We start from the raw sequence: 26015 nt of genomic DNA, 5'->3' as shown, positions 1-26015 counted from the left end.
CGTGCCGCTACTCCACGAAGTAGGTCGGGTTGGGCAGCTTGTACGTGCGGTCCGCGTAGCCGCCCTGGAGGTCGGAGTACTGGTCGCCGAAGTTGGCGACGATGTCGTACCCGAGGTCCCGCTCGATGTGCCGGCGGGTGCCCGCCTTGTACTGCACGGTGGTGCACTTCCAGGTGCCCGGCGTGGCGCAGTGGGCCAGGTAGGACGGGGGGTTCGCCTTGTCCTTGAGGAAGACGTGGCCGGCGTCGAGGTTCACGTCGGCGCCTGCCTTCTTCAGGTTCTCGACGGCGGCGGCGCGCTGCGCCTCGCCGAGACCGGAGTTGTAGAAGACCTCGACGCCCTTCTTCTCGGCGTAGCGCACCAGTTCGGGGCTGCCGGGGACGGCGGGGCGGTCGGCCCGGTCGACGTAGGCGGCCCAGGTGGCGCCGTCGTAGCCGTAGTTGTTCTTCTTCTCGTAGTCGAGGCTGAGCAGGAGCGTGTCGTCGATGTCGAAGACGACCGCTGGCCTGGTGTGCCCGTGGTGCGCCGTGCGGGCGGCCCGGTCGATCTGCTTCTTGGCGGCGGCGTCGAGCCGGGCCAGGTCGGCGGCGTAGGGACTGTCCGGGGATGCCTGGTAGACGCCGTCGTCGTCGAGGGTGGTGCCGTAGTAGGCGTCGATGTCCTTGGCCAGCACGCCGATGTTGTACGGCTCGTGCGTGGAGTTGGCCGTCGACTGGCCGGCGGTGGCCGCGCCCGTGCCGTACAGGACGGCACCGGCGACGGCACAGGCGGCGGTGAGGGACGCGATGCGCAGTGACTTATGCATGGCACATGTTTCTACGCGCGTCACCCGGGTGGGCGCGAGACCCGTGGCCGGATGCGCGCCCCCTTATCCGGCAAAGATCGCGTCAAGCAGGTCAAGTGCCCGGCGCGCGGCGCGGGTCGGGCCGCGTCCGTGGTACGGGTCAGCCCCGTCCGTGGTACGGGTCAGCCCCGTCCGCCGCGCGGTTCAGCCCCGTCCGCCGTGCGCCGGCCGGTCGTGGGGCCGCCAGTCGCCCAGGTACGCCTCCCGTGTGTGCGCGGCGGCCTCGGCCCGGGTGAGCTGCGGCCGGTTGCCGGGGACGGTGACCGCGGCGCCGGGCCCGGTGTTGCGGTACTCGCAAAACCGCTGCTCCTGCCAGGGGTACTCGTCCCGCATGTTCGCGTACGGCGCCACCGCGTCGATGCCCGCGCCGAGGTGGGTCTCGCGCACGGTGAGCATGGGGCGGGCGGTGGTGTCGGAGCTGGGCACCCAGGGGCGGGCCAGCTTGTAGTAGCCGTCGGGGGCCTCGCTGCTGACGCGGCCGCCGGTCACCAGGTAGCCGCGCGGGTTGGCGCCCGCCGTGGACGGCGCGAACACGAAGCCGTACGGGGCGGCGTCCAGGTCGGGGCGGACCAGGGTGTGGAAGTGGCACTGGTCGTACACGGCGGTCGCCCGGCCGAAGACGAAGTCGACGTCGCCCTCGACGTAGCAGCGCTCGTAGTACTGGCGGGCGAAGACGCCGAGGTCGCGGGTGTCGGCATAGAGGGTGTCCTGGTGGCCGAGGAAACGGCAGTCGTGGAAGGCGGAGCGGTCGCCCATCACCTTGATCGCGACCGCCTGGGTGCCGGTCCAGTCCGGCTGGTCGGCGCGCAGCCAGTCGTTGGCGAAGGTGACGGCGCGGGCGGTGAAGCCGTCGGCGCGCACGGTGGTGGTGGCCGAGCCGCTGGTGCCGTAGGTGCCGGAGCCGTCCGGCTTGGGGGTGCCGGCCGCGGTGTCGTGGACGATGACGACGTCGCGCGGGTCGCCGGAGGCGCCGATCCAGGTGGCGCCGGTGCGCCCGGTGTCGACGGAGACCCTCTCGCGGTAGGTGCCGGGGGCGAGGACCAGCGTCCAGCCGTCGCCCGCGGCGGCGTCGACCGCTGCCTGGACGGAGGTGAAGTCGCCGCGCCCGTACGGGTCGACGTACAGGGTCCGGGGGGTGCGGCGGGCGGCGGGCGAGCCGTACCGGCCGAAGGGGCGCGGGCGGGGGCGGGTGCCGGCGGCGGCGGGACCGCCTGCCGCGAGGCCGAGGCCGAGGGCGGCGCCCGCGCCGGCGGTCGTCAGGAGGAAGCCTCTGCGGGAGGGGACGGTTCGGCGCATGCGGGTGCTCCTTCGCGTGCGGGGTGGGGATGCGGACGGGGTGGGCCGGGGCGGTGCGGGCGCCCCGGCCCGGTTCGCGGTACGGGCGTCGCGGCCCGTCAGCGCAGGCGGCCGGCGCCCGCGCCCTGGTCGACGACGGCGGGGACCGCCTGGGCCGGCAGCACCTTGGTGCGCAGCGTGGGCGTCCAGCCCGCACCGGAGCGCAGGGGGGCGTCCGGGTTCGCGGCGTTGTGCGCGGCGATCAGGTCGGTGGAGCGGCCGTTGACGCGGTTGTGGGCGGCGCTGAGCGGCGCGTCGTTCCAGCGCTTGAGCACCTTGGCGGGGCCGACCCCGGCCGGCAGGGTGAAGGCGTTGTGCTCGGCGACGATCGCCGACTCCTTGCCGACGCCGAAGCTGTAGCCGTAGTCGTCGGAGCCCACGAAGTGGTTGCTGTAGACGTCGACCTGGCCGAAGCGGACGCGGGGCGTGCGCTCGACGAGGTTCTTGAACAGGTTGTGGTGGAAGGTGGCCCTCAGGTGGCCGCGGTCGACGGCGGCGGTGGACTCGCTGTCGCTGTTGCCGATCAGGATGGTCTTGTCGTGCTCGGCGAAGACGTTCCAGGAGGCGGTGACGTAGTCGGCGCCCTTGACGATGTCCAACTGGCCGTCGTGCTGCTGGTAGAGCATGCCGAAGTAGGTGGGGGCCGCGCTGTCGGGGTGCTCGCCGTCGGTGAACGTGTTGTGGTCGAGCCACACGTGCGTCGACCCGTACACGACGGCGCTGTCGTACTCGGAGTTCCAGTTGCCCCGGTCCCCGTCGGTCGGGTCCCACTGCGGGAAGCAGTCGACGGGGCTCTCGAAGGTCAGGTTGCGGACGATGACGTTGTCCACGCCCTTGATCTGGAGGCTGGCGCCCTTGAGCGCGGCGTCCCGGCCGACGCCGACGATGGTGGTGTTGGAGGGGACGTTCGCCTTGATGGACCGGTCCTGCTGGGCGGCCGAGGCGCGGCGCAGGCCCTCGGGGCTGTCGTCGGGCTCGGCGCTCAGGTCGGTGTCCATGCCCCAGGTCTCCGGCGCGTACTTCTCCAGGTAGGCGTCGAAGTCGTAGCCGGGCGCGGCGAAGGCATCGCAGCCCTCGGACACGGCGTCGACGGTGCCCTCGACCTTGATGATCCGCGGCGCGGTGCCCTCCACGGCGAGGGCGGCCCGGAACTCGTCCCAGGTGGAGACGGTGAACACCCGCTGGGCGGTGGCGTCGGCCCCGCCGGTGGTGCCGGTCCCCTGCGCGGCCCAGCCGTCGTTCGCGGGCAGCGTCTGACGGGCGGTGTCGCGGGGCTGGTGCTGCCCGGGGCGGGCCTCGGCCGTGGCGGCGGTCAGGCCCAGGACGAGGGCGGTGCAGCCGACGAGCGCGGCGACTCTACTGGTGGCATGCCCATGCCATCCGTACATGCTCATGGTGCGGTTCTCCCTGGTTCTCGGGGTGGGGTTCGGGCTGTTACGCGGTGGCCGGTTCCGGCCAGTCGATCCAGGACTCGGGGATCTCCTCGTCCAGCCGGCGCACGTCCCGGTGCGCCAGTACGCGCCCGCGCAGCAACTCCCGGGCGACGGTCCGGGCGACCGCGATCGCGCCCGGCGGATTGAAATGGGTGTTGTCCTGCTCGGTGGCGGTCCAGTTGAAGTACGCCTTGGTCCCCTCGGCACCGAGCCGCTGCCACAGCGCGAGCGACAGCGCCTGTACGTCGAGCAGCGCCACGCCCTCCTGCCGCGCGAGCGCCCGCATCGCCGCCGGGTACTCCCCGTGGCTCGGCACGGCGTCGCCCGCCGCGTCGAACCGGCGCCGCTCGACGGGCGTGGCCAGCACCGGCCGCGCCCCGCGGGCCCGCGCCCCGTCGACGTACCGGCGCAGGTAGTCCTGGTACGTCGTCCAGGGCTCGGTGTGGCGGGTGGGGTCCTCCGTCTTCTCGTCGTTGTGCGCGAACTGGATCAGCAGGAAGTCACCGGGCCGGATCGCACCGAGGACGGCGTCGAGCCGGCCCTCCTCGACGAAACTCTTCGAACTCCTTCCGTTCACCGCGTGGTTGGCGACGCGCAGGTCCGCGCGGAGGAAGAAGGGCAACGCCATGCCCCACCCGGTCTCGGGCGCGGCGTCGGAGTACTTCTGCGCGGCGGTGGAGTCGCCGGCGAGGAAGAGGGTGCGGGGGCGGCGCCCGCCGGCCCGAGCGGTGCCGGTGGCGGCGAACGCCAGGGGAACGGAGGCGACGGCGGCTGAGGTGACCTGTCTTCGGCTGAGTGACACGCCGGTCTGCCTTTCAGGAGGGAGATGGACGGGCCCCCGAGGGGCGCGGGGCTGTACTGATGTGCGGCTCCGCCGCGTGGGCGCGGTCGACCACGGGTGGCCCGCAGCGACGGACCGCGGACCACCCACGGCGAGACCCGGTACCGGAACCGCGGGTCAACCCATCTGCTCGGTCCACTCGGCCTGCGCCTCGTTCAGCTTGTCGGCCAGCCCGTCCAGGAAGTCCTTCGCACTCATGTCGCCCAGCAGCACCTTCTGGAACGCCGGCTCGCTCTCCGACTTGGACACCGTGTTCCAGTCCGGCAGGTAGTACGGGAGCTGGACGATGGTCGTGGACCCGTCGTTCAGCGCCTGCGCCGCCAGCTTCGTCGGCTCGGCCTTCTGGATCCACGCGTCGTTCGCGGCCTCGGTGTTGGACGGCACCTGCCCGGCCGACTCGTTGAACTTCGAGTTCTGCTCCTTCGAGGTGGCGAACTCGACGAACTTCCAGGCGGCCTCCTTGTTCTTGGAGCTCTTGAACACGCCGAGCCCGTCGACCGGGTTGGACACCTGCACCCGCTTGCCGGTGGCGCCGACGGGCTGCGGGATGCCGCGGAACTTGCCGACGCCGAGCGCCTTCACGTGGTCCTGGTAGGAGCCCAGGTTGTGATTGACCATGCCGATGGTGCCGGTGTCCCACTGGGCGACCATCTTGGCGAAGTCGTTGTTGACGTCGGCGGCCGGCGTGACCTTCTTGTAGAGGGCGGCGTACTTCTCCAGCGCCTCGACGTTCTTCGGGTCGTTGACCGTGGTCTTCTTCTTGTCGGCGTCCCAGAACGAGGTGATGCCGGACTGCCCGTACATCGCGTCGAAGGCCTGCGCGATGGAGCCGGAGCCGCCGCGGATGGTGTAGCCGAACTCGTTCTTGCCCGTGTCGGTCAGCTTCTCGGCGGCGGCGTAGAACTTGTCCCACGTCGTCGGCTCGTCCAGCCCGGCCTTCTTGAACAGGTCGGTGCGGTAGTAGAGGACGCCGTTGTTGGCGGAGGTCGGCACCGAGTACAGGGTGCCGTCGCCGCCGCCCGCGGCCTTCAGGGACTCGACCATGTCCTTGTTGAGCTTGCCGTTCAGGGCGGACTCGGCCAGCCGGCCGTCCAGGGGTTCCAGGGCGCCCTGGGCGGAGAAGCCCGCGAGCATCGACGCCGTCACGCCGCCGACGTCGGGCAGGCCGCCGCCCTGGATGGCGGTGTCGACCTTGGACTGGTACTCGGTGGCGGCGATCCCGACGTACTCCACGTCGATGTCCGGGTTCGCCTTCTCGAAGTCGGCGATGATCTCCTTCCAGACGGCCGTGCGGATGCCGCCGTTGTTGTCCCAGAAGACGATCTTCCCCTTGCCGCTGCCCTCGGCCCCCTTGTCGCCGCCCGCCCCGCTGCCGTCGTCACCGCAGGCGGTGGCGGTCAGCGCGAGTACGGCCCCCAGGGCGACGGCGGCGGACGTCCGGCGCCTGACTGTGCCTCGGTCTCTGCTGCTGAGCATGCTGATCCTCATTGGTCGGCTCTCTTCTTCTGGATCCAACAAAGCGGTGGAACGACAACGTGGGGGGGGTGGGTGGGTTCAGTGGGTGCGGTGGGGCCCGACCCGGAACCGCGTGAAGGAGGCGGTGCCGGCGTGTCCCTGGCCGGCGGGTGCGAGGGCGAACAGGCCGAGCAGTGCGCCGACCCAGCGCCAGGGGGTGGCGGCGAACTCCATGCCGACGGGGTGCGGACCGTCGCCCGGGGCGTCGTCGCCGCGGCCGGGGTCCCCGAGGGAGTAGGAGAAGCGGCAGCGTGCCCCGGGCACCGTCTCGATCCGCAGCCGGGCCCGTCCTCCGGGTGCCGGGCGGGGCCGGTCGGCGTCCCGCTCGGCCTCGGCCACGGACTCGGCGAACCGGTGCACCAGGTGCACCCTCCCGTCGGTGTCCCGCTGGAGTCCGATCCAGCGGTAGGCGTCGCCGAGCACCGCGAGCCCGGCCCGCGCCCCGGGTTCGTCGCTGTCCAGGCGCAGGTCGACCTCGATCACCGAGGGCTCGCCGGGGAAGCGCTGGGTGAGGACGCTCGGCAGCAGGCGCAGGTCGTGCGCGTCGGCCGAGCGGAGGCAGGCCAGGCGCAGCCCGTCCCCGGCGTGCTCGGTGGCCCACCCGGCGCGGGGGTTGGCCGTCCACGACCACTGGGGGCCGAAGCGTCCGCCGGGGAAGTCGTCGTCGGTCGCGGGCGCGGCGGGCGGCTGCGGGGGCAGGGCGGGGCGCGGATGCCCGGCGACCGGGGCGCCGTCGTCGCCGATGACCGGCCAGCCGTCCGGCCCCCACCGCATCGGCTGGAGGTGGACCACCCTGCCGTACGCGCCGCGCTGCTGGAAGTGCAGGAACCAGTCCTCGCCGGACGCCGTGCGCACCCAGCCGCCCTGGTGGGGGCCGTTGACGCCGGTGTCCTTCTGCTCCAGGACGACCCTCTCCTCGTACGGGCCGAAGAAGTCGCGGGAGCGGAAGGCGCCCTGCCAGCCGGTCTCCACGGAGCCGGCGGGGGCGAGGATCCAGTACCAGCCGTCGTGCCGGTAGAGCTTGGGGCCCTCCAGGGTGAACCAGCCGGGGAGCCGGTCGGCGTCGACGATCACCGTGCCCTCGTCGAGGAGTCCGGTGCCGTCGGGGCGCATGCGGTGGCCGGTGAGGCGGTTCTTGACGCCCGAGCGGGAGCGGGCCCAGGCGTGCACGAGGTACGCCTCGCCACTCTCCTCGTCCCACAGGGGGCAGGGGTCGATCAGGCCCCGGCCGGCCTTGACCAGGTGCGGAGCGGTCCACGGGCCCCGGATGCCGGGGGCGTTGACCTGGAAGACGCCCTGGTCCGGGTCGCCCCAGAAGATCCAGAAGCGGCCCGCGTGGTGGCGCAGGGACGGGGCCCAGACGCCGCAGTCGTGCCGGGGCCCGGCGAACTCGTGCTCCGGCTCCAGGCGGTCCAGGGCGTGTCCGACCAGGGTCCAGTCGACCAGGTTGCGGGAGTGCAGCAGGGGCAGGCCGGGGACGCGGCCGAAGCTGGAGGCGGTCAGGTAGAAGTCGTCGCCGACGCGGACGACGTCCGGGTCGGACCAGTCCGCGTTCAGGACGGGGTTGGTGTACGTCCCCGCGCTCTCCCCGGCGGTCACGGGCTCACCGCCTTGCGGACCAGGGCGGCGGCGCCGTCGGCGTCGAGGCGGCCGTCGGCGACGACGGTGACGATCCGGCGGACCAGGGTGTCGCCCGGGGCGACGGCCACCCGCTCGTCGTGGGCCAGTGAGGAACCGACCCCCGGGTACTCCTCGGTGCGCACGAACCACGGGTCGCGCCGGGTCGCCTCCGTGGCACCGGCGAACACCAGCGACCAGGTGTCCCCGGTCAGGGCGAGCCAGTCCGCCCTGCCGCCGTGCACGTCGCCCTCGCCCTCCCGGTCGGCGGTGAAGACCCTGGGCGCCGCGCTCTCCTTGCGGGCGCGCCAGAAGAAGCCGCCGTAGGCCGCGCCGGGGCGCCCGTTGGTGGCGGGGCTGCCGATCGTGAGCGGGTCCGGGGTGGTGTTGGTGAGGGAGAAGGTGAAGTCCAGCGCCCAGGCGCCGGCGGTGAGTTCGGCGGCCGCGACGGTGCGGCGCTCGCGCAGCAGCTCCCGGCCGGCGGCGACCCACCGCAGCTCCTCGACGAAGCCGTCGGGGTCGCGGAGCTGGAAGGCGGTGTGCCGCTGGGCGCCGTGGTTGTCCAGCTCGGTCGGCCCGCGGTCGCGGACGTAGGTGCGCCCGCCCCAGAAGTTGTGGCCCTCGACGTCGGGAACGGCGACACCGACGCCGAGGTGATGGAGGTGGTCGGCCGGGCTGAACTCGGTCACCGTGGTGCCGGCCAGGGTGGTGACGGGGTGCAGGCAGGGGCGCGGGGAGAGCCGGCGGGGCAGCTCGGGCCGGGTGACGTAGCGGGCCACGGGGCGGCCCGCCACGCGCAGCACCGCGGAGTCGTTGCCGGTCATCGGGTGCTCACCTCGTGCCGCGGGTGCTCGGTGCGCGGGGCCCAGGGCGCGCCGAGTTCGGAGTAGAGGGAGAGGGTGTCGGCGGCGGCGGCCACGAGCGCGCCGATGCCGGGGACCACGCGGCGGCCCTCGCCGGGGACGTGGTGCCAGGCGGCGGCGGGCAGCGGCTCGGGGTCGGGGGCCCGGCGGATCGCCTCGACGACCCGCATGAAGGCGCCCGTCTCGTCCGGCGGCACCAGCAGCGGGGCGCCGGTGGTGAGGTGGTCGACCAGGTTCTCCAGCAGGTCGGTGCGGCCGTGGTGGAGCTCCTCGGGGCCGTGGCCGCCGCGCTGGAGCAGGACGCGGTCCTGCTTGTACCAGAAGGTGACGCGGCCGCTGGAGCCGTGCACCAGGACGTACGGCTCGTCGGCCCGCTCGGCGCACAGGGTCGCGGCGACGGTGACGCGGTGCCCGCGCGCGGTGCCGATCCGCACGCAGGAGGTGTCGTCGGCCTCGATGTCGTTGGCGTGGCTCAGCTCGGTCTCGATGCCGGTGACGTCCTCGGCCCGGGCGGTGCCGCCGAGCGCGAGGGCGGTGGCGACGGCGTGCGCCAGCGGGTTGGTGAGGGCGCCGTCGATCACGTCGGCGCCGTTCAGCCGCCGCTTGCCGGACCAGGGCGCCCGGCGGAAGTATGCCTCGTCGCGCACCCAGGCGCCGGCCGCGCCGATGCCCACGACCTCGCCGATGGCACCCCGGGCGACCAGTTCCCGGATGGCGGGCACGGCGTGCGAGCCCAGTGACTGGAACCCGATCTGGCAGGCGACCCCGGCTTCCGCGACCCCGTCGGCCATCCGCCGGAACTCGGCGTACGACGGCGCCGGGGGCTTCTCCAGGAGCAGGTGCACACCCCGCCGGGCGGCGGTCAGGGCGAGGTCGGTGTGGGTGGGGATCGGTGTGCAGATCACGGCGATCCGGGCGCCGGTGGAGTCGAGCAGGGCGCCGAAGTCGGCGGACTGCTCGGGGAGTTCTCCCTGGGCCTCCTCCTCCGTCAGCGGGGTCGGTTCGCAGATGCCGGCCAGCCGGACCAGTCCGGCCCGCTCCAGGCGGCGGATGTTGGCGAGGTGCCAGCGGCCGTGGCCGCGGGCGCCGGCGAGGACGACGGGCAGCGGCGCGCTCATCCCTTCACCGCCCCCGCGCTGAAGCCGGTGATCAGCCACTTCTGGATGAAGGCGAAGACGATCACCACGGGGACGGCGGCGACGATGCCGCCGGCGGCGAGCGCGCCGAGGTCGACGCTGTCCGCGCTCATCAGGGAGTTGAGGCCGACCGGGATGGTCTGCTTGTGCTGGTTGTTGAGGAACATCAGGGCGAACAGGAAGTGGTTCCAGGAGTGCACGAAGGCGAAGGAACCCACCGCGATCAGCCCCGGCCGCAGCAGCGGCAGGACGACGATCCGGAAGGCCCGGAAGCGTCCGCAGCCGTCGACCCAGGCGGCCTCCTCCAGGGAGTACGGCACGTTCTTGATGAAGTTGCTGATCAGGATGATCGACAGCGGCAGTTGGAAGACCGTCTCGGCGATGATGACGCTGCCCAGCGAGTTGATCATCTGGAGCCCGGCGAAGATCTCGAACAGCGGCACCAGCAGCAGCGCGCCGGGCACGAACTGGGAGCAGAGCAGGGCGAGCATGAAGCCCCGCTTGATCCTGAAGTCGAACCGGGCGAGGGCGTAGCCGCCGGCCAGGGCGACGAGCGTGGTCATCACCAGGGTGGCGAGCCCGACGTACACGCTGTTCTCGAAGTAGGTGCCGAAGCCGCGGTCGGTCCACACCTTCTCGAAGTGGTCGGTGGTCATCGGCCAGGGCACGAGCGAGCTGGAGCCGGCCGGGCGCACCGCGAAGAGCAGGATCCAGTAGAACGGGATCAGGGTGAAGACCAGGTAGATCCCGAGCGGCAGGTAGATCTGCCAGCGGGGCACCTCGTCCCAGGCGGGGCGGCGCTTCTTCGCCGGCCGCGGCGGTTCGTGGTCGGTCCGCGCGGGGGCGGGGGCGACCGCGGGGGCCTCTTCGGTGATCACTTGTTCTCGCCTCCGAACTTGCTCAGCCGCAGGTAGACGATCGAGCAGAAGAGCAGGATCACGAACGCGACCGTGGTGAGGGCCGACGCGTAGCCGAAGTCGTGGGCGTCGACGCTGGTGTTGGCGATGTACAGGGGCAACGTCGTGGTCTCGCCGGCGGGTCCGCCGCCGGTCAGGGTGTAGAGCAGGTCGACGTTGTTGAACTCCCACACCGCGCGCAGCAGTGTGGACAGGATGATGGCGTCCTTCAGGTGCGGCAGCGTGATGTGCCAGAACTGCTTGAGGCGGCTGGCCCCGTCGACCTCGGCGGCCTCGTACAGGTCCTTCGAGACGGACTGGAGGTCGGCGAGGATGAGGATCGCGAAGAAGGGCACGCCGCGCCAGAGGTCGGCGACCACCGCCGCGGAGAACACGGTGGAGGTGTCGGAGAGCCAACTGGTGCCGTACGAGCCGATGCCCATGTCGGCGAGGTAGCGGGTGATGCCGGTCTGGGAGTTGTAGAGCAGCACCCAGATCGCGGAGGTGAGGACGCCGGAGACCGCCCAGGGGGAGAAGACCAGGGCCCGCCCGATGCCCCGGCCCACGAAGGTCTGGTTGACGATGAGCGCCAGCGCCAGGCCGAACAGCAGTTGCAGTCCGACCTCGACGAAGACCCACTTGGCGCTGAAGACCAGCGTGTCCCAGAAGACGGCGTCGTCGGTGAAGATCTTGACGAAGTTGTCGAAGCCCGCGAAGCCGTTCCGCCACGGCTTGGTGGGGTTGTAGTCCTGCAGGCTGTAGTAGAAGACGCTGATGACCGGGTAGGCGATGAAGCCCAGCATCAGCAGGGCGGCCGGTCCGATCAGCAGGTAGGGGAGCCTGCGCGGCGTGGCCGAGGCACGGCGCCGCCTCGGTGGCGCGGGCGGTTTCGCCACGGCTGCGGCTTGGGCCATGACAGTTCTCCGTTCTAGTACGTCTATGTCGTGCGGGGTGTGCGCGGAGCCGGTGGGAAGCGCTTTCTCCATGGGCAGGGGCCTGCCGGGTCCCGCCGTCGGCGGGCTCAGCCGGCGTAGGGGTCCCGCACGGTGCCCGGGCGGGCCAGGAACTCGAAGTCGCAGCCGGTGTCGGCCTGGGTGATCTGTTCGTTGTAGAGCGCGCCGTAGCCCCGTTCGTAGCGGGCGGGCGGCGGGGTCCATGCGGCCCGGCGGCGCTCCAGCTCCTCGTCGTCCACGTCGAGCCGCAGGGTGCGCGCCTCGACGTCGAGGGTGATGGAGTCGCCGGTGCGCACGAGGGCGAGCGGTCCGCCGACGTACGACTCGGGGGCCACGTGCAGCACGCAGGCGCCGTAACTGGTCCCGCTCATCCGGGCGTCGGAGATCCGGACCATGTCCCGCACGCCCTGCTTGAGCAGGTGGTCGGGGATGGGCAGCATGCCGTACTCCGGCATGCCCGGGCCGCCCTTGGGACCGGCGTTGCGCAGCACCAGCACGCTGTCGGCGGTGATGCCCAGCTCCGGGTCGTTGATGGTGCGCTGCATGGTCCTGTAGTCGTCGAAGACGACGGCGGGACCGGTGTGCTTGAGCAGGTGCGGCTCGGCGGCGATGTGCTTGATGACCGCGCCGTCGGGGCAGAGGTTGCCGCGCAGTACGGCGACCCCGCCCTCGCCGGCGACCGGGTTGTCGCGGGGCCTGATGACGTCGTCGTGGTGGACGAGGGCGCCGTCGAGCTGCTCCCGCAGGGTGTCGTGGGAGACGGTGGGCCGGTCCAGGTGGAGCAGGTCGGTGATGCGGGAGAGGAAGCCGGGCAGTCCGCCGGCGAAGTGGAAGTCCTCCATCAGGTACGTCCGTCCGCCGGGGCGGACGTTGGCCAGGACGGGAACGGTGCGGGCGATGCGGTCGAAGTCGTCCAGGGTGAGGGTGACCCCGGCCCGGCCCGCCATGGCGATCAGGTGGATCACGGCGTTGGTGGAGCCGCCGAGGCCGAGCACGGTGGTGACGGCGTCCTCGAAGGCGTCGGCGGTGAGGATGTCGCTCAGCTTCCGGTCCCGGTGGACCAGTTCGACGACGCGCAGTCCGGCCGCGGCGGCCATCCGGTCGTGCCCGGAGTCGACGGCCGGGATGCTGGAGGCGCCCGGGACGGTGACACCGAGGGCCTCGGCGGCGGCGGTCAGCGTGGAGGCGGTGCCCATCGTCATGCAGTGGCCCGGGGAGCGCGCCAGCCCGCTCTCCAGTTCCTGCATCTCGCAGTCCCCGATGAGGCCGGCCCGCTTGTCGTCCCAGTACTTCCACATGTCGGTGCCCGAGCCGAGGGTCTCGCCGCGCCAGTGCCCGGGGAGCATGGGCCCGGCGGGCACGAAGACGGCGGGCAGGTCGACGCTGGCGGCGCCCATGAGCAGGGCGGGCGTGGACTTGTCGCAGCCGCCCATCAGGACGGCGCCGTCGACCGGGTAGGAGCGCAGCAGTTCCTCGGTCTCCATGGCGAGGAGGTTGCGGTAGAGCATCGGGGTCGGCTTCTGGAAGGTCTCGCTGAGCGTGGAGACCGGGAACTCCAGCGGGAAGCCGCCCGCCTGCCAGACTCCCCGCTTGACCGCCTGGGCGCGGTCGCGCAGGTGGACGTGGCAGGGGTTGATGTCGGACCAGGTGTTGAGGATCGCGATGACGGGCTTGCCGAGGTGTTCCTCGGGCAGGTAGCCGAGCTGGCGGGTGCGGGCGCGGTGGCTGAAGGAGCGCAGGCCGTCGGTGCCGTACCACTGGTGGCTGCGCAGTTCCTCCGGGGACTTCCTGCCGGTCATATCGACCACCCCGCGGCGATGGCGGCCACCTCGGCACGCTCGCCCTCGGGCAGCGGCTTGCTCGGCGGACGCACCTCCCGGCGGCACAGGCCGAGGGAGGCGAGGGCCTCCTTGACCACCGTGACGTTGTTGGCGGAGCCGTTGGCGGCGCGCAGTTCCTCGAAGCGGCGGATCTGCTCCCACACCTTCATGGCGGCCGGGTAGTCCCCGGACCGAAGCGCTTCGATCATGTTCAGCGAGACGGCCGGGGCGACGTTCACCAGGCCCGAGGTGAAGCCGGTGGCGCCCGCGCTGAAGTACGAGGGCGCGTACGGCTCGGCGAGGCCCGCGACCCAGACGAAGCGGTCGAGACCGGCGTCGCGGGCGAACGCGGCGAACTTGGCGGCGTCGGGGACGGCGTACTTCACGCCGATCACGTTGGGGCAGGCGTCGGCGAGGTCGGCGAGACGGGCGCCGGTGAGCTGGGCGTTGCGGATGTAGGGCACGACGCCCAGTTCCGGCACGGCCTCGGCGATGGCGCGGTGGTAGTCGACCCAGCCGCCCTGCGAGACGTAGGGGTGGACGGGCTGGTGGACCATCACCATGGAGGCGCCGAGGTCCCGGGCGTGGCGGGCGGAGGCGACGGCGGTCGGCACGTCGTGGCCGACGCCGACCAGGATGTCGGCGCGCTCGCCGGTCTCCTCGATCGTCAGCTCGGTGACGAGGCGCCGCTCGGCCGGGGAGAGGGCGTAGAACTCGCCGGTGTTGCCGTTGGGGGTGAGGGTCGTGACGCCACCGTCGAGGAGACGACGCAGCAGGGCCCGGTAGGTGGCGGGGTCGACGGTGCCGTCCTCGGCGAACGGGGTCACCGGGATCGCCACCACGTCGGCCAGGGCCGCCCGCTGGGTCTCGAACGTCGCTGTCATGCCTGACCGTCCTCTTCCTGGGCCGCGGTCCCCGCCTCGGGGAAGGCCCGCTCGACGAACGACGCGATGTGTGCGTGGAGGGCGCGGGCCGCGCCGTCCGCGTCACCGGCGAGGGCGAGGCGCAGGATCTCCTGGTGCTCGCCGGCCTCCCGTTGCCAGGAGGGGTCCGAGGCCCAGGCGACCGCGGAGACGAGGGCCGCCTGGTCGCGGACCTCATCGAGCATCCGGCCGAGCAGCGGGTTGCCGCACGGCACGTACAGCGCGCGGTGGAACTCGCGGTTGGCCAGCGACCGTTCGGCGGTGTCCGTCGCCTGGTCGGCGCGCGTCAGCGCGTCCCGGGCGGCGTCCAGGGAGGCGCCGCGGCGCACGGCACGCCTGAGCGCCTCGGGCTCCAGCAGGAGCCGGACGTCGTAGACCTCGCGCGCCATGTCCGCATCCACCATGCGCACGGTGACGCCCTTGTACTGGCTCATCACGACCAGTCCGGTGCCGGCCAGTGTCTTGAGCGCCTCGCGCACCGGTGTCTTGGACACCCCGAACTGTGCGGCGAGGTCGGTCTCGACCAGGGCCTGGCCGGGCGTCAGCCGGCCGGTGAGGATGCGGCGTTTGATCTCCTCCAGCACGTACTGCGTGCGGGAGGGGATCGGCGTGGGCACAGAGGTCATGCGCGCCTCTCGGAATCTCGCGTCGGATGCGCGGACAGATCTCTGACATCAGATCTCGCGTATCGCGTCTCATATATGACGTACGGAGTACGACGCGTTGAAGGTAAGAGGGGCGCGCGGCGGCGTCAATGCTTCTGACAAAGGAAGTTCGGGCGGGTGCCGGCCTCGGCTACGCGGGGCGGCTCCAGCCCGGGTCGCGCCCGCTCAGCCCGACCGCACGCTCCAGCAGCGGCGCGTCGGCCGGCACGGCGACGACCGGTCCGAACATGCCCCGCTCCCCGCCGGACTCCTCGGCGGCCCCCGCGAGCAGCTCGTACGCCGTCTGCAGCGCGGCCGGGTCGGGCGCGTACTCCTGGCCGGTCGCGCGGGCCAGGTCCCAGCCGTGGACGACCAGTTCGTCGGCGACGACGGCGCCCGCGACCGCGCCGGGCAGGTCGATGCCGCCGGCCCGGGTCTCGCCGGTCCAGGCGCCGGGCTCGCGCCACGCCCGGGCGAGTTCCCCGAGCGCGGCGGCGAGTTCCTCGCGCCAGCCCGGCCCGATGTCCGGCACGGACGCCTCCGGGCTGGTGTCCGTGGTGGGCCCCAGGTCCTTGCGCGCGGCGTCGCGGAAGGCGACCGCGAGGCCGGTCAGGTGGCCGAGCAGGTTGCGCACCGCGAGGCCGGGGCACGGCGTCGGGTCGGCGAGCCGCTCGTCGCGCACCCCGTCGGCGAGGCGGGCGAGGACCTGGGTCTGCGGCCCCAGGTCGAGGGTGGTGGTTTCGTGGGTCATCGGTCGCTCCTCGGGCACGTGGCCATGGCCGTCCTGTCGGGAGGCTGACCGGTCCCGGCCGCGAAACTCATCGGTGCCCGGGCCCGCGCGTAGGGCATCTGCCCGATGCGGGCCGGGGTGCCTCAGTCCCACGATGACCTGGCATGACGACAAGAACGCCGGACACCGGTGCGACGCAGCGGACCCCCTGGCCCCTGGCCCGCGTCCTGCGCGACCGCAACGCCGGCCTGTATCTCACCGGGGTGGTGGTGTCCGGTTTCGGCAGCTCGGCGCTGGGCCTGGCGGCGGGCGTGTGGGTGAAGGACCTCACCGGCTCGGACGGCCTGGCGGCCCTGTGCCTGCTCGCGCTCTGGGCGCCGACGCTGGCCGGACCCGCGCTCGGCACGGTCGCGGACCGGGTCCGGCGCAAGCCCCTGCTGATCGCCGCGAACCTGCTGCCGGCCGGCCTCCTGCTCACCCTCTTCGCGGTCGACTCGCCGGGCGCCCTGTGGCTGCTGTTCGCGGTGCTGTTCCTGTACGGCGTCGCGGGCGTGGTCCAGGACGCGGCCGAGTCGGCACTCGTGGCCGCCGCCGTCGACCCGGGCCTGCTCGGCGACTTCAACGGGCTGCGCACGACCGCCAACGAGGGCATGAAGCTCGTGGCGCCGCTCGCCGGTGCGGGACTCTGCGCGGCGTACGGCGGCGCGAGCGTGGCGGCGCTGGACGCGGTGACGTTCGTGCTGGCCGCGGGCCTGTACGCGGCCCTGCGCGTGCGGGAGGCGCCGCCACAGCGGCCCGCGGCGAACTGGCGGCGGCAGACGGCCGAGGGCGCCCGGTACCTGTGGGGGCACCCGGGGCTGCGCCCGCTGGTCCTCGCGGGCGGGGTGACCATGCTGTGCGCGGGCGTCGGCGGCGCCACGCTGTACGCCGTCGTGGACGCCCTGGGCCGCTCCCCCGCCTACGCCGGTGTGCTGTACGCCGTCCAGGGGGCCGGTTCGGTGGCGGTCGGGGTCCTGTCCGGGCCCGCCCTGCGCCGTCTGGGCGCGCGGCGGTTCGGGGCGGCCGGGATCGCGCTGTTCGCGGTGGCGGTGGCGGTGCGCGCGGTCCCGTCCGACACGGTGGTCTGGGCGTCGAGCGTGGCGGTCGGCCTGGGCCTGCCGACGGTCCTGATCGCCGCCCTGACGTCCGTGCAGCGCGAGACGCCCGGGCCGCTGCTCGGCCGGGTCTCGGCGACGGCCGGCACCCTGGTCTTCGCGCCGAACGTCCTCGGCCTGGCCGCGGGCGCGGCCCTGGTGGAGACGGCCGACCTGTGGCTGCTGCTCCCGGCCGTGGGCGCGGTCCTCCTGGCGACGGCGCTGGCGCTGGCGTCCGCGCGGCGGCCGGGCGGACGGCGGACGCCGTCACCCGCGTAGGGCCAGCCACTCCTGGAGTTCGACGAGGTTCCCCTCGGGGTCCCGCAGGTGGGCGACGCGCATGCGGTCCGTCATGGGGGCCGGGCCGTGGACGAGCTCGGTCCCCCGCGCGGTGATCTGTTCGCAGTAACGGTCCACGTCGTCGACGCGCAGGACGACGAGGGACCGGTGGCCGGCGGGTTCGTCGGCGAGTCCGCCCAGGACCTGGGCCATCTGTGCGCGGTCCTGCAACGCGATCCCCGCGGTGCCGCCGTCGGGGGTGAACTTGGCGTAGGGACCGTCCTCCGCCTCGAACTGCGGCTTCAGTCCCAGGACGTCCCGGTAGTAGCGGTAGCAGCCGGGGAAGTCCGTCACGAGGAGGCGTACCTGGGCGAGTTCCGTGGACATGCCCGCACCCTACGCGAGGGCCGCGAGCCCCGCCCGCACCGCCTCCAGATCCCCGTCCGACGCCAACCCCGTGTGATACAGCCGCAGTTCCGTCGCCCCCAGCTCCCGCGCGCGGGCCGCGTCGGCCGCGAGGGTGCCGGGGCTGCCGCCCATGCCGGAGACCACGGTGAGGTTGGCGGCGAGGACGGTCCCGGCCCGGCCCTGCTCGGCGAAGGGCATCAGCAGGCCCGCGCCGCCCGTGCAGGGCACGACGACGCCGTCCGCGACGGAGAGGATGTGCGCGGGGTCGACGCCGGCGTTGGCGCCGCAGTGGTGGGAGACCGGGTCGGCGTGCAGCAGGACCTGGAACCCGTCGGGGGCCGCGGCGCGGACCGCGGCGACCGCCGCCTCCTGGAGGGTGCGGGCCCGGTCGTCCCGCCACGCGCGGGTGGCGTTCGCCCTCGCCCCGCCGAGGAGCTTCCCGACGCCCGCCCAGCCCCCGTCCGAGGGGGCCGCGCCCCGCCACACCGGCTCCAGCGCGGTGCGTACGGCGGCGGCCAGTTCGTCGGCGTCGAGGCCCTGGGTGCCGTATCCCGCCCGGCAGTCCGGGCAGAAGCACAGCGACATCAGGTACTGCCCGGCGTCCCCGAGGGGCACCCCGCCGGTCTTGTCGTGGGCGTGCAGGTGGGCGAGGCCGTACCAGCCGAGGGACTCCAGCTCCGTGCCGCGCGCCCCCGGTCGTACCGCCGCCTCGGCGGCCAGGCCGGTCAGGTACGCGCGCGTGGCGGGCTGCGCGATGCAGGGGGCCCAGGGGTAGCGGTCGCCGTAGGCGTTGACGACGGAGGTGTCCGGGTGCTCGGCGCCCAGGCGGGAGTTGTGGGCGAGGACGACCCAGGTGTGCACCTCCAGGCCCGCGTCCGCGAGGGCGGCGGCGGCCTCGCCGTACGCGTCGCCGGGCGCCCAGTCGCCGGAGGCGTGGGGGCGCGGCGCGCGGCCCTCCCAGCGGGCGGGGTCCGGCGGGTAGAGGACGGCGGCGTACTCGGCGGTGACGACGCGGTGGCGCGGGTGGCGCGGGGTGAGGGCGCGGGTGGAGTGGTAGGCGGCGGCGAGGGTCGCCTGCGCCACGCCGAGGTCCGCGATCCGCGCGGGGGCCTGCGGGTCGCCGTTGACGTCCCAGGGGTAGACGAACGCCGACGCCCTCACCGGCCGGCTCCTTCCGCGAGCAGGTCCTGGCCGCGCTCGATGATCCGCGCGAGCTGCTTCACGTGCTCCTCGGCCGGCTCCTGCAACGGGGTGCGCACCTCCCCCACGTCCAGGCCGCGCAGCCGTACGCCCGCCTTGACCAGGGCGACGGCGTATCCGCGGCCCTGGGCGCGCAGTTCGACGAACGGCCGGTAGAAGCCGTCCAGCAGGCGGTGCACGGTGGTGTCGTCGCCCTCGCGCAGGGCCCGGTGGAAGGCGACGGCGATCTCGGGGGCGAAGCAGAACACCGCGGAGGAGTAGAGGGGGACACCCAGCGCGCGGTAGGAGAGCTGGGTCTGTTCGGCGGTCGGGAGTCCGTTGAAGTACAGGAACTCCTCGCCGGGCAGCTCCGTGCGCACCGCGCTGACGATGCGCTGCATCAGGTCGAGGTCGCCGAGCCCGTCCTTGAGGCCGACGACGCCGTCCGTGCGGGCCAGTTCGACCACGCTCCGGGGGGTGAACACGGCGTTGTCGCGCTGGTAGACGATCACGGGCAGCCCGGTCGCGGCGGCCACCTCGCGGTAGTGCCGCACCAGCCCCTCCTGCCCGGCGTGGACCAGGTAGGGCGGCATGGCGAGCAGTCCGTCCGCCCCGGCCTCCTCGGCGAGGCGGGCGTAGCGCACCGCGAGGGCGGTGCCGTAGCCCGCGCCCGCGAGGACGGGGACCCGGCCCGCGCTCTCCTCGACGGCGGCGCGGACCGTGGCCGCGAACTCCTCGGGCGTCAGGGCGTGGAACTCGCCGGTGCCGCAGCAGGCGAACACGGCGGCGGCCCCGGCCTCGATCCCGCGGCGCACGTGGGTGCGGAAGGCGTCGAGACCGAGTCCGCCGTCGGGGGCGTACGCCGTGACGGGGAAGAACAACGGGCCGCTGGGCACGGTGAGCCGGGCGGCGAGAGGGGCTGAGGTCACGGGCGCTCCCCATTCCAGGTGCGTGGCCGAGTCACGAGCATCGTCACACTCATGACCTTCGTCTATATTTCTGAACGCGACCACGCTAAGCCGCTCTCCGAAGACCGTCAAGCAGGCGCCCTCTTGACGCGTGACCACCCGTTCCTTAGCGTGTCCACGCATATGAACGCCGGGCACACACGGGCACACGTCGGCCCTTGCGCCCGCCCGCGCCGCAGCAGACCGACCTAGGAGTCCCGAGGATGCCCGCTTCCCGCACCGTCCTGCTCACCGGCGCCGCCGGCGGTCTCGGCACCCTGATGCGGGAACTGCTCCCCCACCACGGTCACGAACTGCGCCTGCTCGACCTGCGCCCGGTCGAGGGCGAGCCGGACGCGATCGTCGCCGACCTCGCCGACCGGGACGCGCTGCGCGAGGCGGTCCGGGGCGTCGACGCGATCATCCACCTCGCGGGCATCTCCCTGGAAGCCCCCTTCGAGAAGATCCTCGCGGCCAACATCGAGGGCACCTACAACCTGTACGAGGCCGCCCGCGAGGAGGGCGTCGGCCGCATCGTCTTCGCCTCCTCCAACCACGCCGTCGGCTACACCCCGCGCCCGCAGGGCGACGACCCCCTCATCCCCACCGACACGCCGCGCCGCCCGGACACCTTCTACGGCCTGTCCAAGTGCTTCGGCGAGGACCTGGCCCAGCTCTACTGGGACAAGCACGGCATCGAGACCGTCTCCGTGCGCATCGGCTCCTGCTTCCCGGAGCCGACCAGCGTGCGCATGCTCTCGGTGTGGATGAGCCCCGCCGACGGCGCCCGCCTCTTCCACGCGGCCCTGACCGCCGAGAACGTGGGCCACACCGTCGTCCACGGCTCCTCCGCCAACACCCGCCTGTGGTGGGACCTGACCTCCGCGCAGGCGCTCGGTTACGAACCGCAGGACGACTCCGAGCCGTACGCCGAGAAGCTTCTCGCCGAGCAGGGCGACCTCGACCCGGACAACCCCGCGCACGCGTGCCTGGGCGGCCCCTTCGTGACCGACCCCCCGATCTGGCCGTACTGACCGGAAGACGACCCCGGCAGAGGCGGACGGGCACCGAGCGGGCCCGTCCGCCTCCGCATGCGGGCATCCGCACTGCCCGTTCTCACCCCGCTCCGCGCTGCGCCCCAGGTCCGAGACGGGCACCCGGCACCGCAAACGGGCACACCCGGGCAGTATCGGGTCCGCAACAGACCTGGTCAGCGCCGCATGACGCCTGTAGAACTTCCCCCAAGGGCCGCACGGGCCCGAACGGGCAACCACACGGCGACGAGGCGGTGAGGCAGGTGTTCGGCATGGGCACGAGGACGGCGGAAGAACGCCGGCACGAGATCGTGCGGGTCGCCCGCGCCACCGGCTCGGTCGACGTCACCGCGCTCGCCGCCGAACTGGGCGTCGCCAAGGAGACCGTACGACGGGACCTGCGCACCCTGGAGGACCACGGCCTGGTCCGCCGCACCCACGGCGGCGCCTACCCGGTGGAGAGCGCCGGGTTCGAGACCACGCTCGCCGTCCGCGCCACCAGTCACGTGCCCGAGAAACGCCGGATCGCGTCCGCCGCCGCCGAACTGCTCGGCGACGCGGAGACGGTCTTCATCGACGAGGGCTTCACCCCCCAGCTCATCGCCGAGGCCCTGCCCCGCGACCGGCCGCTGACCGTGGTCACCGCCTCCCTGCCGGTGGCCGGCGCGCTGGCCGAGGCGGGCGACACCTCCGTCCTGCTGCTCGGCGGCCGGGTCCGCTCGGGCACCCTGGCCACCGTCGACCACTGGACGACGAAGATGCTGGCCGGTTTCGTCGTCGACCTGGCCTACATCGGCGCCAACGGCATCTCCCGAGAGCACGGTCTCACCACCCCCGACCCGGCGGTCAGCGAGGTCAAGGCGCAGGCCGTACGGGCCGCCCGCCGCACGGTGTTCGTCGGCGCGCACACCAAGTTCGGGGCGGTCAGCTTCTGCCGGTTCGCGGAGGTCGGCGCCCTGGAGGCCGTCGTCACCAGCACGCTGCTGCCCTCGGCCGAGGCCCACCGCTACTCCCTGCTCGGGCCCCAGGTCATCCGCGTCTGAGCCCAAACCCCCACCGGTCCCCGCACAGCACACCCACACCTGTCACCACCCGTTAACTCCTCACACCTCCCCACACATCCCCATACCTCCCCATACCTCCCCATACGTTCAGGAGCGATCCATGCGAACCCAGAGCCGACGGAGGCCGCGAGCCACGCTCGCCATGGCCGCCGCAGGGACGCTGCTCGCCCCGCTGCTCTCCGGCTGCTGGGTCGGGGCGGGCGGCGCCGGATCCGGCGGCAACGCCATCAACGTCCTCATGGTGAACAACCCGCAGATGGTCGAGTTGCAGAAGCTCACCGCGGCCCACTTCACCAAGGACACCGGCATCAAGGTGAACTTCACCGTCCTGCCCGAGAACGACGTCCGCGACAAGATCAGCCAGGACTTCGCCAACCAGGCCGGCCAGTACGACGTGGCGACCCTCTCCAACTACGAGATACCGATCTACGCCCGCAACGACTGGCTGCACGAGATGGACTCCTACGTCGCCGAGGACCCGGGGTACGACGAGGACGACGTCCTCGGCCCCATGCGCGAGTCCCTGACCGGCGACGACGGCAAGCTCTACGGGCAGCCCTTCTACGGCGAGTCGTCCTTCCTGATGTACCGCAAGGACCTGTTCGCCAAGGCCGGCCTGACCATGCCCGAGCACCCCACCTGGTCCCAGGTGGCCGGCTTCGCCGAGAAGCTCGACGGGGCCGAGCCCGGCATGAAGGGCATCTGCCTGCGCGGACTGCCCGGCTGGGGCGAGCTGATGGCTCCGCTGACGACGGTCGTGAACACCTTCGGCGGCACCTGGTTCGACCAGGACTGGCAGGCCCGGCTCGACTCCCCCGAGTGGGAGAAGGCCACCAAGTTCTACGTCGACCTCGTGCGCGAGCACGGCGAGTCCGGCGCCGCCCAGTCCGGCTTCGCCGAGTGCCTGAACAACATGACCCAGGGCAAGGTCGCCATGTGGTACGACGCCACCTCCGCGGCCGGTTCCCTGGACGCCGCCGGCTCCCCGGTCAAGGGCAAGGTCGGCTACGCGCCCGCCCCCGTGGAGAAGACGGACTCCTCGGGCTGGCTCTACACCTGGGCCTGGGGCATCCAGAAGGCCTCCCGCAACTCCGACAAGGCGTGGCAGTTCGTCTCCTGGGCGTCGGGCAAGGAGTACGAGCAACTGGTCGGCGACCGGATCGGCTGGTCCAACGTCCCGGCCGGCAAGCGCGCCTCGACGTACGAGAACCCGGACTACGTCAAGGAGGCCGCCGCCTTCCAGGAGATGACCAGGAAGGCCATCGAGGGCGCGAAGCCCAAGGACCCGGGCGTGCAGCCGCGGCCCGCGCCCGGCATCCAGTTCGTCGGCATCCCCGAGTTCACCGACCTCGGCACCAAGGTCTCGCAGGAGATCAGCGCGGCCATCGCCGGACGCCAGTCCGTCGAGGAGGCCCTGAAGAAGTCCCAGCAGCTCGCCGAGCAGATCTCCGAGGAGTACGAGGGACGATGACCGCCACGACCACGGCCCCCTCGGCCGCCACCGACCACACCCGCCCCGCCGTCCGCCCGCCGTCCGGCCGGCTGCGCGCCTGGGCCACCCGCGCCCCGCTCCTGCCCGCCCTGATCTTCATGATCGTGGTCACCCAACTGCCCTTCGTGGCGACCCTGGTGATCTCCTTCTTCGACTGGAACGCCCTCTACCCCGACGCCCGCAGCTTCGCCGGCTTCGCCAACTACGGCGACGTCCTCGGCGACGCGGCCCTGCGCAAGTCGGTGTGGACGACGATCCTGCTGACCGTCGCGGTCGTCCTGGCCAGCCTGGTCCTCGGACTGGCCCTCGCCCTGCTCCTCGACCGGAGGTTCAAGGGCCGCGGCGTGGTCCGCACCCTCCTGATCGCCCCGTTCCTGGTGGTCCCGGTGGCCGCCGCCCTGCTGTGGAAGCACGTCCTCTACAACCCCGAATACGGCCTGCTCAACGGCCTGTTGCACTACGTCGGGGGACCGCAGCCGGACTGGATCTCCAACACCCCGCTGCTCGCGGTCGAGGCCGCCCTGGTGTGGCAGTGGACCCCGTTCATGATGCTCATCCTGCTGGCGGGCCTGCAGAGCCGGGACCAGCAGCAGATCGAGGCCGCCCGGGTGGACGGCGCGGGCGACTGGCAGATCTTCGTCCACCTCACCCTGCCCCACCTGCGCCGCTACCTGGAACTCGGCGCCCTGCTCGGCTCGATCTACATCGTCCAGAACTTCGACGCGGTCTTCACGCTCACGTCCGGCGGCCTGGGCACCGCCAACCTGCCCTACACCGTCTACCAGAGCTTCTACCAGGCCCACGAGAACGGCCTCGCCTCGGCCGCGGGCGTCCTGGTCGTCATCGGCTCGATCGTCATCGCCACCTTCGCGCTGCGCGTGGTGTCGTCCCTGTTCCGCGAGGAGGTCGGCCGCGCATGACCGCCACCGCCGTACGCCCCGTCGTCACCGACACCAAGCCCGCCCGCACCCGCCGCAGGTCCGGCGCCGGCCTCGGCCTGGTGGCCTGGCTGGCCGGCATCGTCTTCTTCCTGCCCATCGCCTGGATGGCGCTGACCTCCTTCCACTCGGAGTCGGACGCCGCCACCAACCCGCCGTCCTTCGCGGCCTCGCTGACGCTGGACGGCTACCGCGAGTTCTTCGGCGCGGGCGGCGGCGCCAGCCCCTGGCCCGCCCTCGCCAACTCGGCGGTGGCGTCGATCGCCTCGACCCTCTTCGTCCTGGTCCTGGCCCTGCCCGCCGCCTACGCCCTGTCCATCCGCCCGGTGAAGAAGTGGACGGACGTCCTGTTCTTCTTCCTGTCCACCAAGATGCTGCCGGTGGTGGCGGGCCTGCTGCCGATCTACCTGTTCGCCAAGAACACCGACATGCTGGACAACATCTGGCTGCTGGTCATCCTCTACACGTCGATGAACCTGCCGATCGCCGTCTGGATGATGCAGTCCTTCCTCGCCGAGGTCCCGGTCGCCATCATCGAGGCGGCCCGCGTGGACGGCGCGAAACTCCCCACCGTCCTGGTCCGGGTCGTGGCCCCCATCGCCCTCCCGGGCATCGCCGCCACGTCGCTCATCTGCTTCATCTTCAGTTGGAACGAACTGCTCTTCGCCCGGGTGCTGACGGGCGTGGTCGCCGAGACCGCCCCCGTCTTCCTGACCGGCTTCATCACCAGCCAGGGCCTGTTCCTGGCCAAGGTGTGCGCCGCGTCGCTCGTCATCTCCCTGCCGGTGCTCGCCGCGGGGTTCGCCGCCCAGGACAAACTGGTCCAGGGCCTGTCGTTGGGAGCCGTGAAATGAAGGCCGCCGTCATCGAGTCCGTGGGCCGCGCCGTCGTCACCGAGGTCCCCGACCCGACCCCGGGCCCGCGCGAGGTCGTCGTGGAGGTCGCCGCCTGCGGCCTGTGCGGCACCGACCTGCACATCCTCCAGGGCGAGTTCGCGCCCAAGCTGCCGATCGTGCCGGGCCACGAGTTCGCCGGCGAGGTGGTCGGCGTCGGCGCCCAGGTCACCGAGGTGGCCGTCGGCGACCAGGTCGCGGTCGACCCCTCCCTGTACTGCTACGAGTGCCGCTACTGCCGCACGGGCCACAACAACCTCTGCGAGCGCTGGGCGGCCATCGGCGTCACGACGGCGGGCGGCGCGGCCCAGTACGCGGTGGCGCCGGTCGCGAACTGCGTGAAGCTCCCCGAGCACGTCCGCACCCAGGACGCGGCCCTGATCGAGCCGCTCTCCTGCGCCGTCCGCGGCTACGACGTCCTCCAGTCCCGCCTCGGCGCCCACGTGCTGATCTACGGCTCCGGCACGATGGGCCTGATGATGCTGGAGCTGGCCAAGCGCACCGGCGCCGCCAGCGTCGACATGGTGGACGTCAACCCGGCCCGCCTGGAGACGGCGCGCGGCCTCGGCGTCTCGGCGTCGGCGGCGACCCCGGACGAACTGGACCGGCCCCAGGGCTGGGACCTGGTCATCGACGCCACGGGCAACGCGGCGGCGATCCAGGACGGCCTGGACCGGGTCGCCAAGGCCGGGACGTTCCTCCAGTTCGGCGTCGCCGACTACGCCACGCGCGTCCAGATCGACCCGTACCGCATCTACAACCAGGAGATCACCATCACCGGCTCGATGGCGGTCCTGCACAGCTACGAGCGCGCGGCGGAGCTGTTCGCGAACGGCGTCCTGGACCCGGACGTCTTCATCAGCGACCGGATCGAACTGGCCCGCTACCCGCAGGCCCTGGAGCAGTTCGCGGCGGGCGTGGGCCGCAAGATCGTGGTCGTGCCGTAGCGAACGGGCCCGTCCGGCGCTTGAGGACGAGGCCGTCCGGGGCCGAAGCGGTGGTCCGGGGGCGCGGCTCCCGGGGACGGGAAGGGAAGGGGCGGCGGGGGCGAAAACCTTGAGGACGCCGCCCCCAGCCGCCCCCTACCCGATTGGCCCC

The 26015-nt window shown here is 72.7% G+C and carries 24 protein-coding genes; 7 read left to right on the top strand and 17 right to left on the bottom strand.

All coding sequences use genetic code 11. From position 1 onward, the window contains the following. Window positions 1-7 precede the first annotated feature (7 nt). The 14 genes from IG88_RS0130135 to IG88_RS0130070 form a co-directional block, all read right to left on the bottom strand. On the bottom strand, window positions 8-805 hold the full coding sequence (locus tag IG88_RS0130135) for an HAD family acid phosphatase (RefSeq protein ID WP_031048043.1): 798 nt from the start codon (window positions 803-805) through the stop codon (window positions 8-10). Window positions 806-988: 183 nt separating this feature from the next. Continuing rightward, a complete protein-coding gene (locus IG88_RS0130130) occupies window positions 989-2140 on the bottom strand; it encodes a pectinesterase family protein (protein ID WP_031048042.1) in 1152 nt (383 codons plus the stop codon). A 98-nt stretch (window positions 2141-2238) separates the two neighbouring features. Further along, window positions 2239-3573, bottom strand: a complete 1335-nt coding sequence (locus IG88_RS0130125; RefSeq protein ID WP_031048039.1) for a pectate lyase family protein — start codon at window positions 3571-3573, stop codon at window positions 2239-2241. Between the two features lie 40 nt (window positions 3574-3613). Beyond that, complete coding sequence (locus IG88_RS0130120) at window positions 3614-4414, bottom strand: rhamnogalacturonan acetylesterase (RefSeq protein WP_031048035.1); 801 nt, start codon at window positions 4412-4414, stop codon at window positions 3614-3616. Between the two features lie 156 nt (window positions 4415-4570). Further along, entirely contained in the window at window positions 4571-5941 is a 1371-nt protein-coding gene (locus tag IG88_RS0130115) for an ABC transporter substrate-binding protein (protein ID WP_031048033.1), read from the bottom strand. Window positions 5942-6007: 66 nt separating this feature from the next. Further along, entirely contained in the window at window positions 6008-7567 is a 1560-nt protein-coding gene (locus IG88_RS0130110; protein WP_031048030.1) for a glycoside hydrolase 43 family protein, read from the bottom strand. Further along, window positions 7564-8409, bottom strand: coding sequence for a PmoA family protein (locus IG88_RS0130105; protein WP_031048026.1), 846 nt, complete (start codon window positions 8407-8409; stop codon window positions 7564-7566). The genes IG88_RS0130110 and IG88_RS0130105 overlap by 4 nt, the downstream gene beginning before the upstream one ends. Continuing rightward, complete coding sequence (locus IG88_RS0130100) at window positions 8406-9566, bottom strand: Gfo/Idh/MocA family protein (RefSeq protein WP_031048023.1); 1161 nt, start codon at window positions 9564-9566, stop codon at window positions 8406-8408. The genes IG88_RS0130105 and IG88_RS0130100 overlap by 4 nt, the downstream gene beginning before the upstream one ends. Then, window positions 9563-10462 carry a carbohydrate ABC transporter permease gene (locus tag IG88_RS0130095; RefSeq protein ID WP_031048020.1) on the bottom strand — a complete coding sequence of 300 codons (900 nt, stop codon included), beginning with the start codon at window positions 10460-10462 and terminating at the stop codon, window positions 9563-9565. Before IG88_RS0130095 ends, IG88_RS0130100 begins: the two co-directional genes overlap by 4 nt. Next, the gene (locus IG88_RS0130090) at window positions 10459-11394 is read right to left on the bottom strand and encodes a carbohydrate ABC transporter permease (RefSeq protein WP_031048018.1); all 936 of its coding nucleotides are present in this window, start codon (window positions 11392-11394) and stop codon (window positions 10459-10461) included. Before IG88_RS0130090 ends, IG88_RS0130095 begins: the two co-directional genes overlap by 4 nt. A gap of 107 nt (window positions 11395-11501) precedes the next feature. Further along, the gene (gene araD, locus IG88_RS0130085; protein ID WP_031048016.1) at window positions 11502-13232 is read right to left on the bottom strand and encodes an L-arabinonate dehydratase; all 1731 of its coding nucleotides are present in this window, start codon (window positions 13230-13232) and stop codon (window positions 11502-11504) included. Continuing rightward, window positions 13229-14137, bottom strand: a complete 909-nt coding sequence (locus IG88_RS0130080; protein WP_031048014.1) for a dihydrodipicolinate synthase family protein — start codon at window positions 14135-14137, stop codon at window positions 13229-13231. The genes araD and IG88_RS0130080 overlap by 4 nt, the downstream gene beginning before the upstream one ends. Further along, a complete protein-coding gene (locus IG88_RS0130075; RefSeq protein ID WP_031048012.1) occupies window positions 14134-14802 on the bottom strand; it encodes a GntR family transcriptional regulator in 669 nt (222 codons plus the stop codon). Before IG88_RS0130075 ends, IG88_RS0130080 begins: the two co-directional genes overlap by 4 nt. Window positions 14803-14971: 169 nt before the next feature. Then, window positions 14972-15571: a TIGR03086 family metal-binding protein gene (locus tag IG88_RS0130070; protein ID WP_031048009.1), complete on the bottom strand. Its 600-nt coding sequence runs from the start codon at window positions 15569-15571 to the stop codon at window positions 14972-14974. Between the two features lie 143 nt (window positions 15572-15714). Here IG88_RS0130070 and IG88_RS0130065 point away from each other — a divergent pair, with 143 nt between their 5' ends. Continuing rightward, window positions 15715-16962 (top strand): MFS transporter, encoded by a 1248-nt coding sequence (locus IG88_RS0130065; protein ID WP_031048006.1) that lies wholly within the window; start codon window positions 15715-15717, stop codon window positions 16960-16962. On the opposite strand, the gene IG88_RS0130060 is transcribed toward IG88_RS0130065, so the two are convergent. From IG88_RS0130060 to IG88_RS0130050, 3 genes are read right to left on the bottom strand one after another with little or no spacing between them, the layout of a single operon-like run. Further along, window positions 16951-17349: a VOC family protein gene (locus IG88_RS0130060; RefSeq protein ID WP_031048003.1), complete on the bottom strand. Its 399-nt coding sequence runs from the start codon at window positions 17347-17349 to the stop codon at window positions 16951-16953. The genes IG88_RS0130065 and IG88_RS0130060 overlap by 12 nt on opposite strands. 9 nt (window positions 17350-17358) lie before the next feature. Further along, window positions 17359-18531: a hypothetical protein gene (locus tag IG88_RS0130055; RefSeq protein WP_031048002.1), complete on the bottom strand. Its 1173-nt coding sequence runs from the start codon at window positions 18529-18531 to the stop codon at window positions 17359-17361. Further along, window positions 18528-19478: a 5-dehydro-4-deoxyglucarate dehydratase gene (locus IG88_RS0130050; RefSeq protein ID WP_031048000.1), complete on the bottom strand. Its 951-nt coding sequence runs from the start codon at window positions 19476-19478 to the stop codon at window positions 18528-18530. The genes IG88_RS0130055 and IG88_RS0130050 overlap by 4 nt, the downstream gene beginning before the upstream one ends. Before the next feature lie 242 nt (window positions 19479-19720). Here IG88_RS0130050 and IG88_RS0130045 point away from each other — a divergent pair, with 242 nt between their 5' ends. The 6 genes from IG88_RS0130045 (at window position 19721) to IG88_RS0130020 (ending at window position 25864) form a co-directional block, all read left to right on the top strand. Further along, the gene (locus tag IG88_RS0130045; protein WP_031047998.1) at window positions 19721-20530 is read left to right on the top strand and encodes an NAD-dependent epimerase/dehydratase family protein; all 810 of its coding nucleotides are present in this window, start codon (window positions 19721-19723) and stop codon (window positions 20528-20530) included. A 272-nt stretch (window positions 20531-20802) separates the two neighbouring features. Next, entirely contained in the window at window positions 20803-21573 is a 771-nt protein-coding gene (locus IG88_RS0130040) for a DeoR/GlpR family DNA-binding transcription regulator (protein WP_031047996.1), read from the top strand. Between the two features lie 121 nt (window positions 21574-21694). After that, window positions 21695-23065 carry an ABC transporter substrate-binding protein gene (locus tag IG88_RS0130035; RefSeq protein ID WP_031047994.1) on the top strand — a complete coding sequence of 457 codons (1371 nt, stop codon included), beginning with the start codon at window positions 21695-21697 and terminating at the stop codon, window positions 23063-23065. Continuing rightward, window positions 23062-24006, top strand: coding sequence for a carbohydrate ABC transporter permease (locus tag IG88_RS0130030; protein WP_031047992.1), 945 nt, complete (start codon window positions 23062-23064; stop codon window positions 24004-24006). The genes IG88_RS0130035 and IG88_RS0130030 overlap by 4 nt, the downstream gene beginning before the upstream one ends. Beyond that, a complete protein-coding gene (locus IG88_RS0130025; RefSeq protein ID WP_031047990.1) occupies window positions 24003-24878 on the top strand; it encodes a carbohydrate ABC transporter permease in 876 nt (291 codons plus the stop codon). Before IG88_RS0130030 ends, IG88_RS0130025 begins: the two co-directional genes overlap by 4 nt. After that, window positions 24875-25864, top strand: coding sequence for a zinc-dependent alcohol dehydrogenase family protein (locus IG88_RS0130020; RefSeq protein WP_031047988.1), 990 nt, complete (start codon window positions 24875-24877; stop codon window positions 25862-25864). Before IG88_RS0130025 ends, IG88_RS0130020 begins: the two co-directional genes overlap by 4 nt. Window positions 25865-26015: the final 151 nt, after the last annotated feature.

Origin of the sequence: Streptomyces sp. NRRL F-5650, assembly GCF_000721365.1 — a bacterium.
Classification (GTDB): domain Bacteria; phylum Actinomycetota; class Actinomycetes; order Streptomycetales; family Streptomycetaceae; genus Streptomyces; species Streptomyces ardesiacus.
The sequence above is the reverse complement of the archived record's forward strand: the minus strand, read 5'-3'. Positions and strand labels throughout refer to the sequence as shown.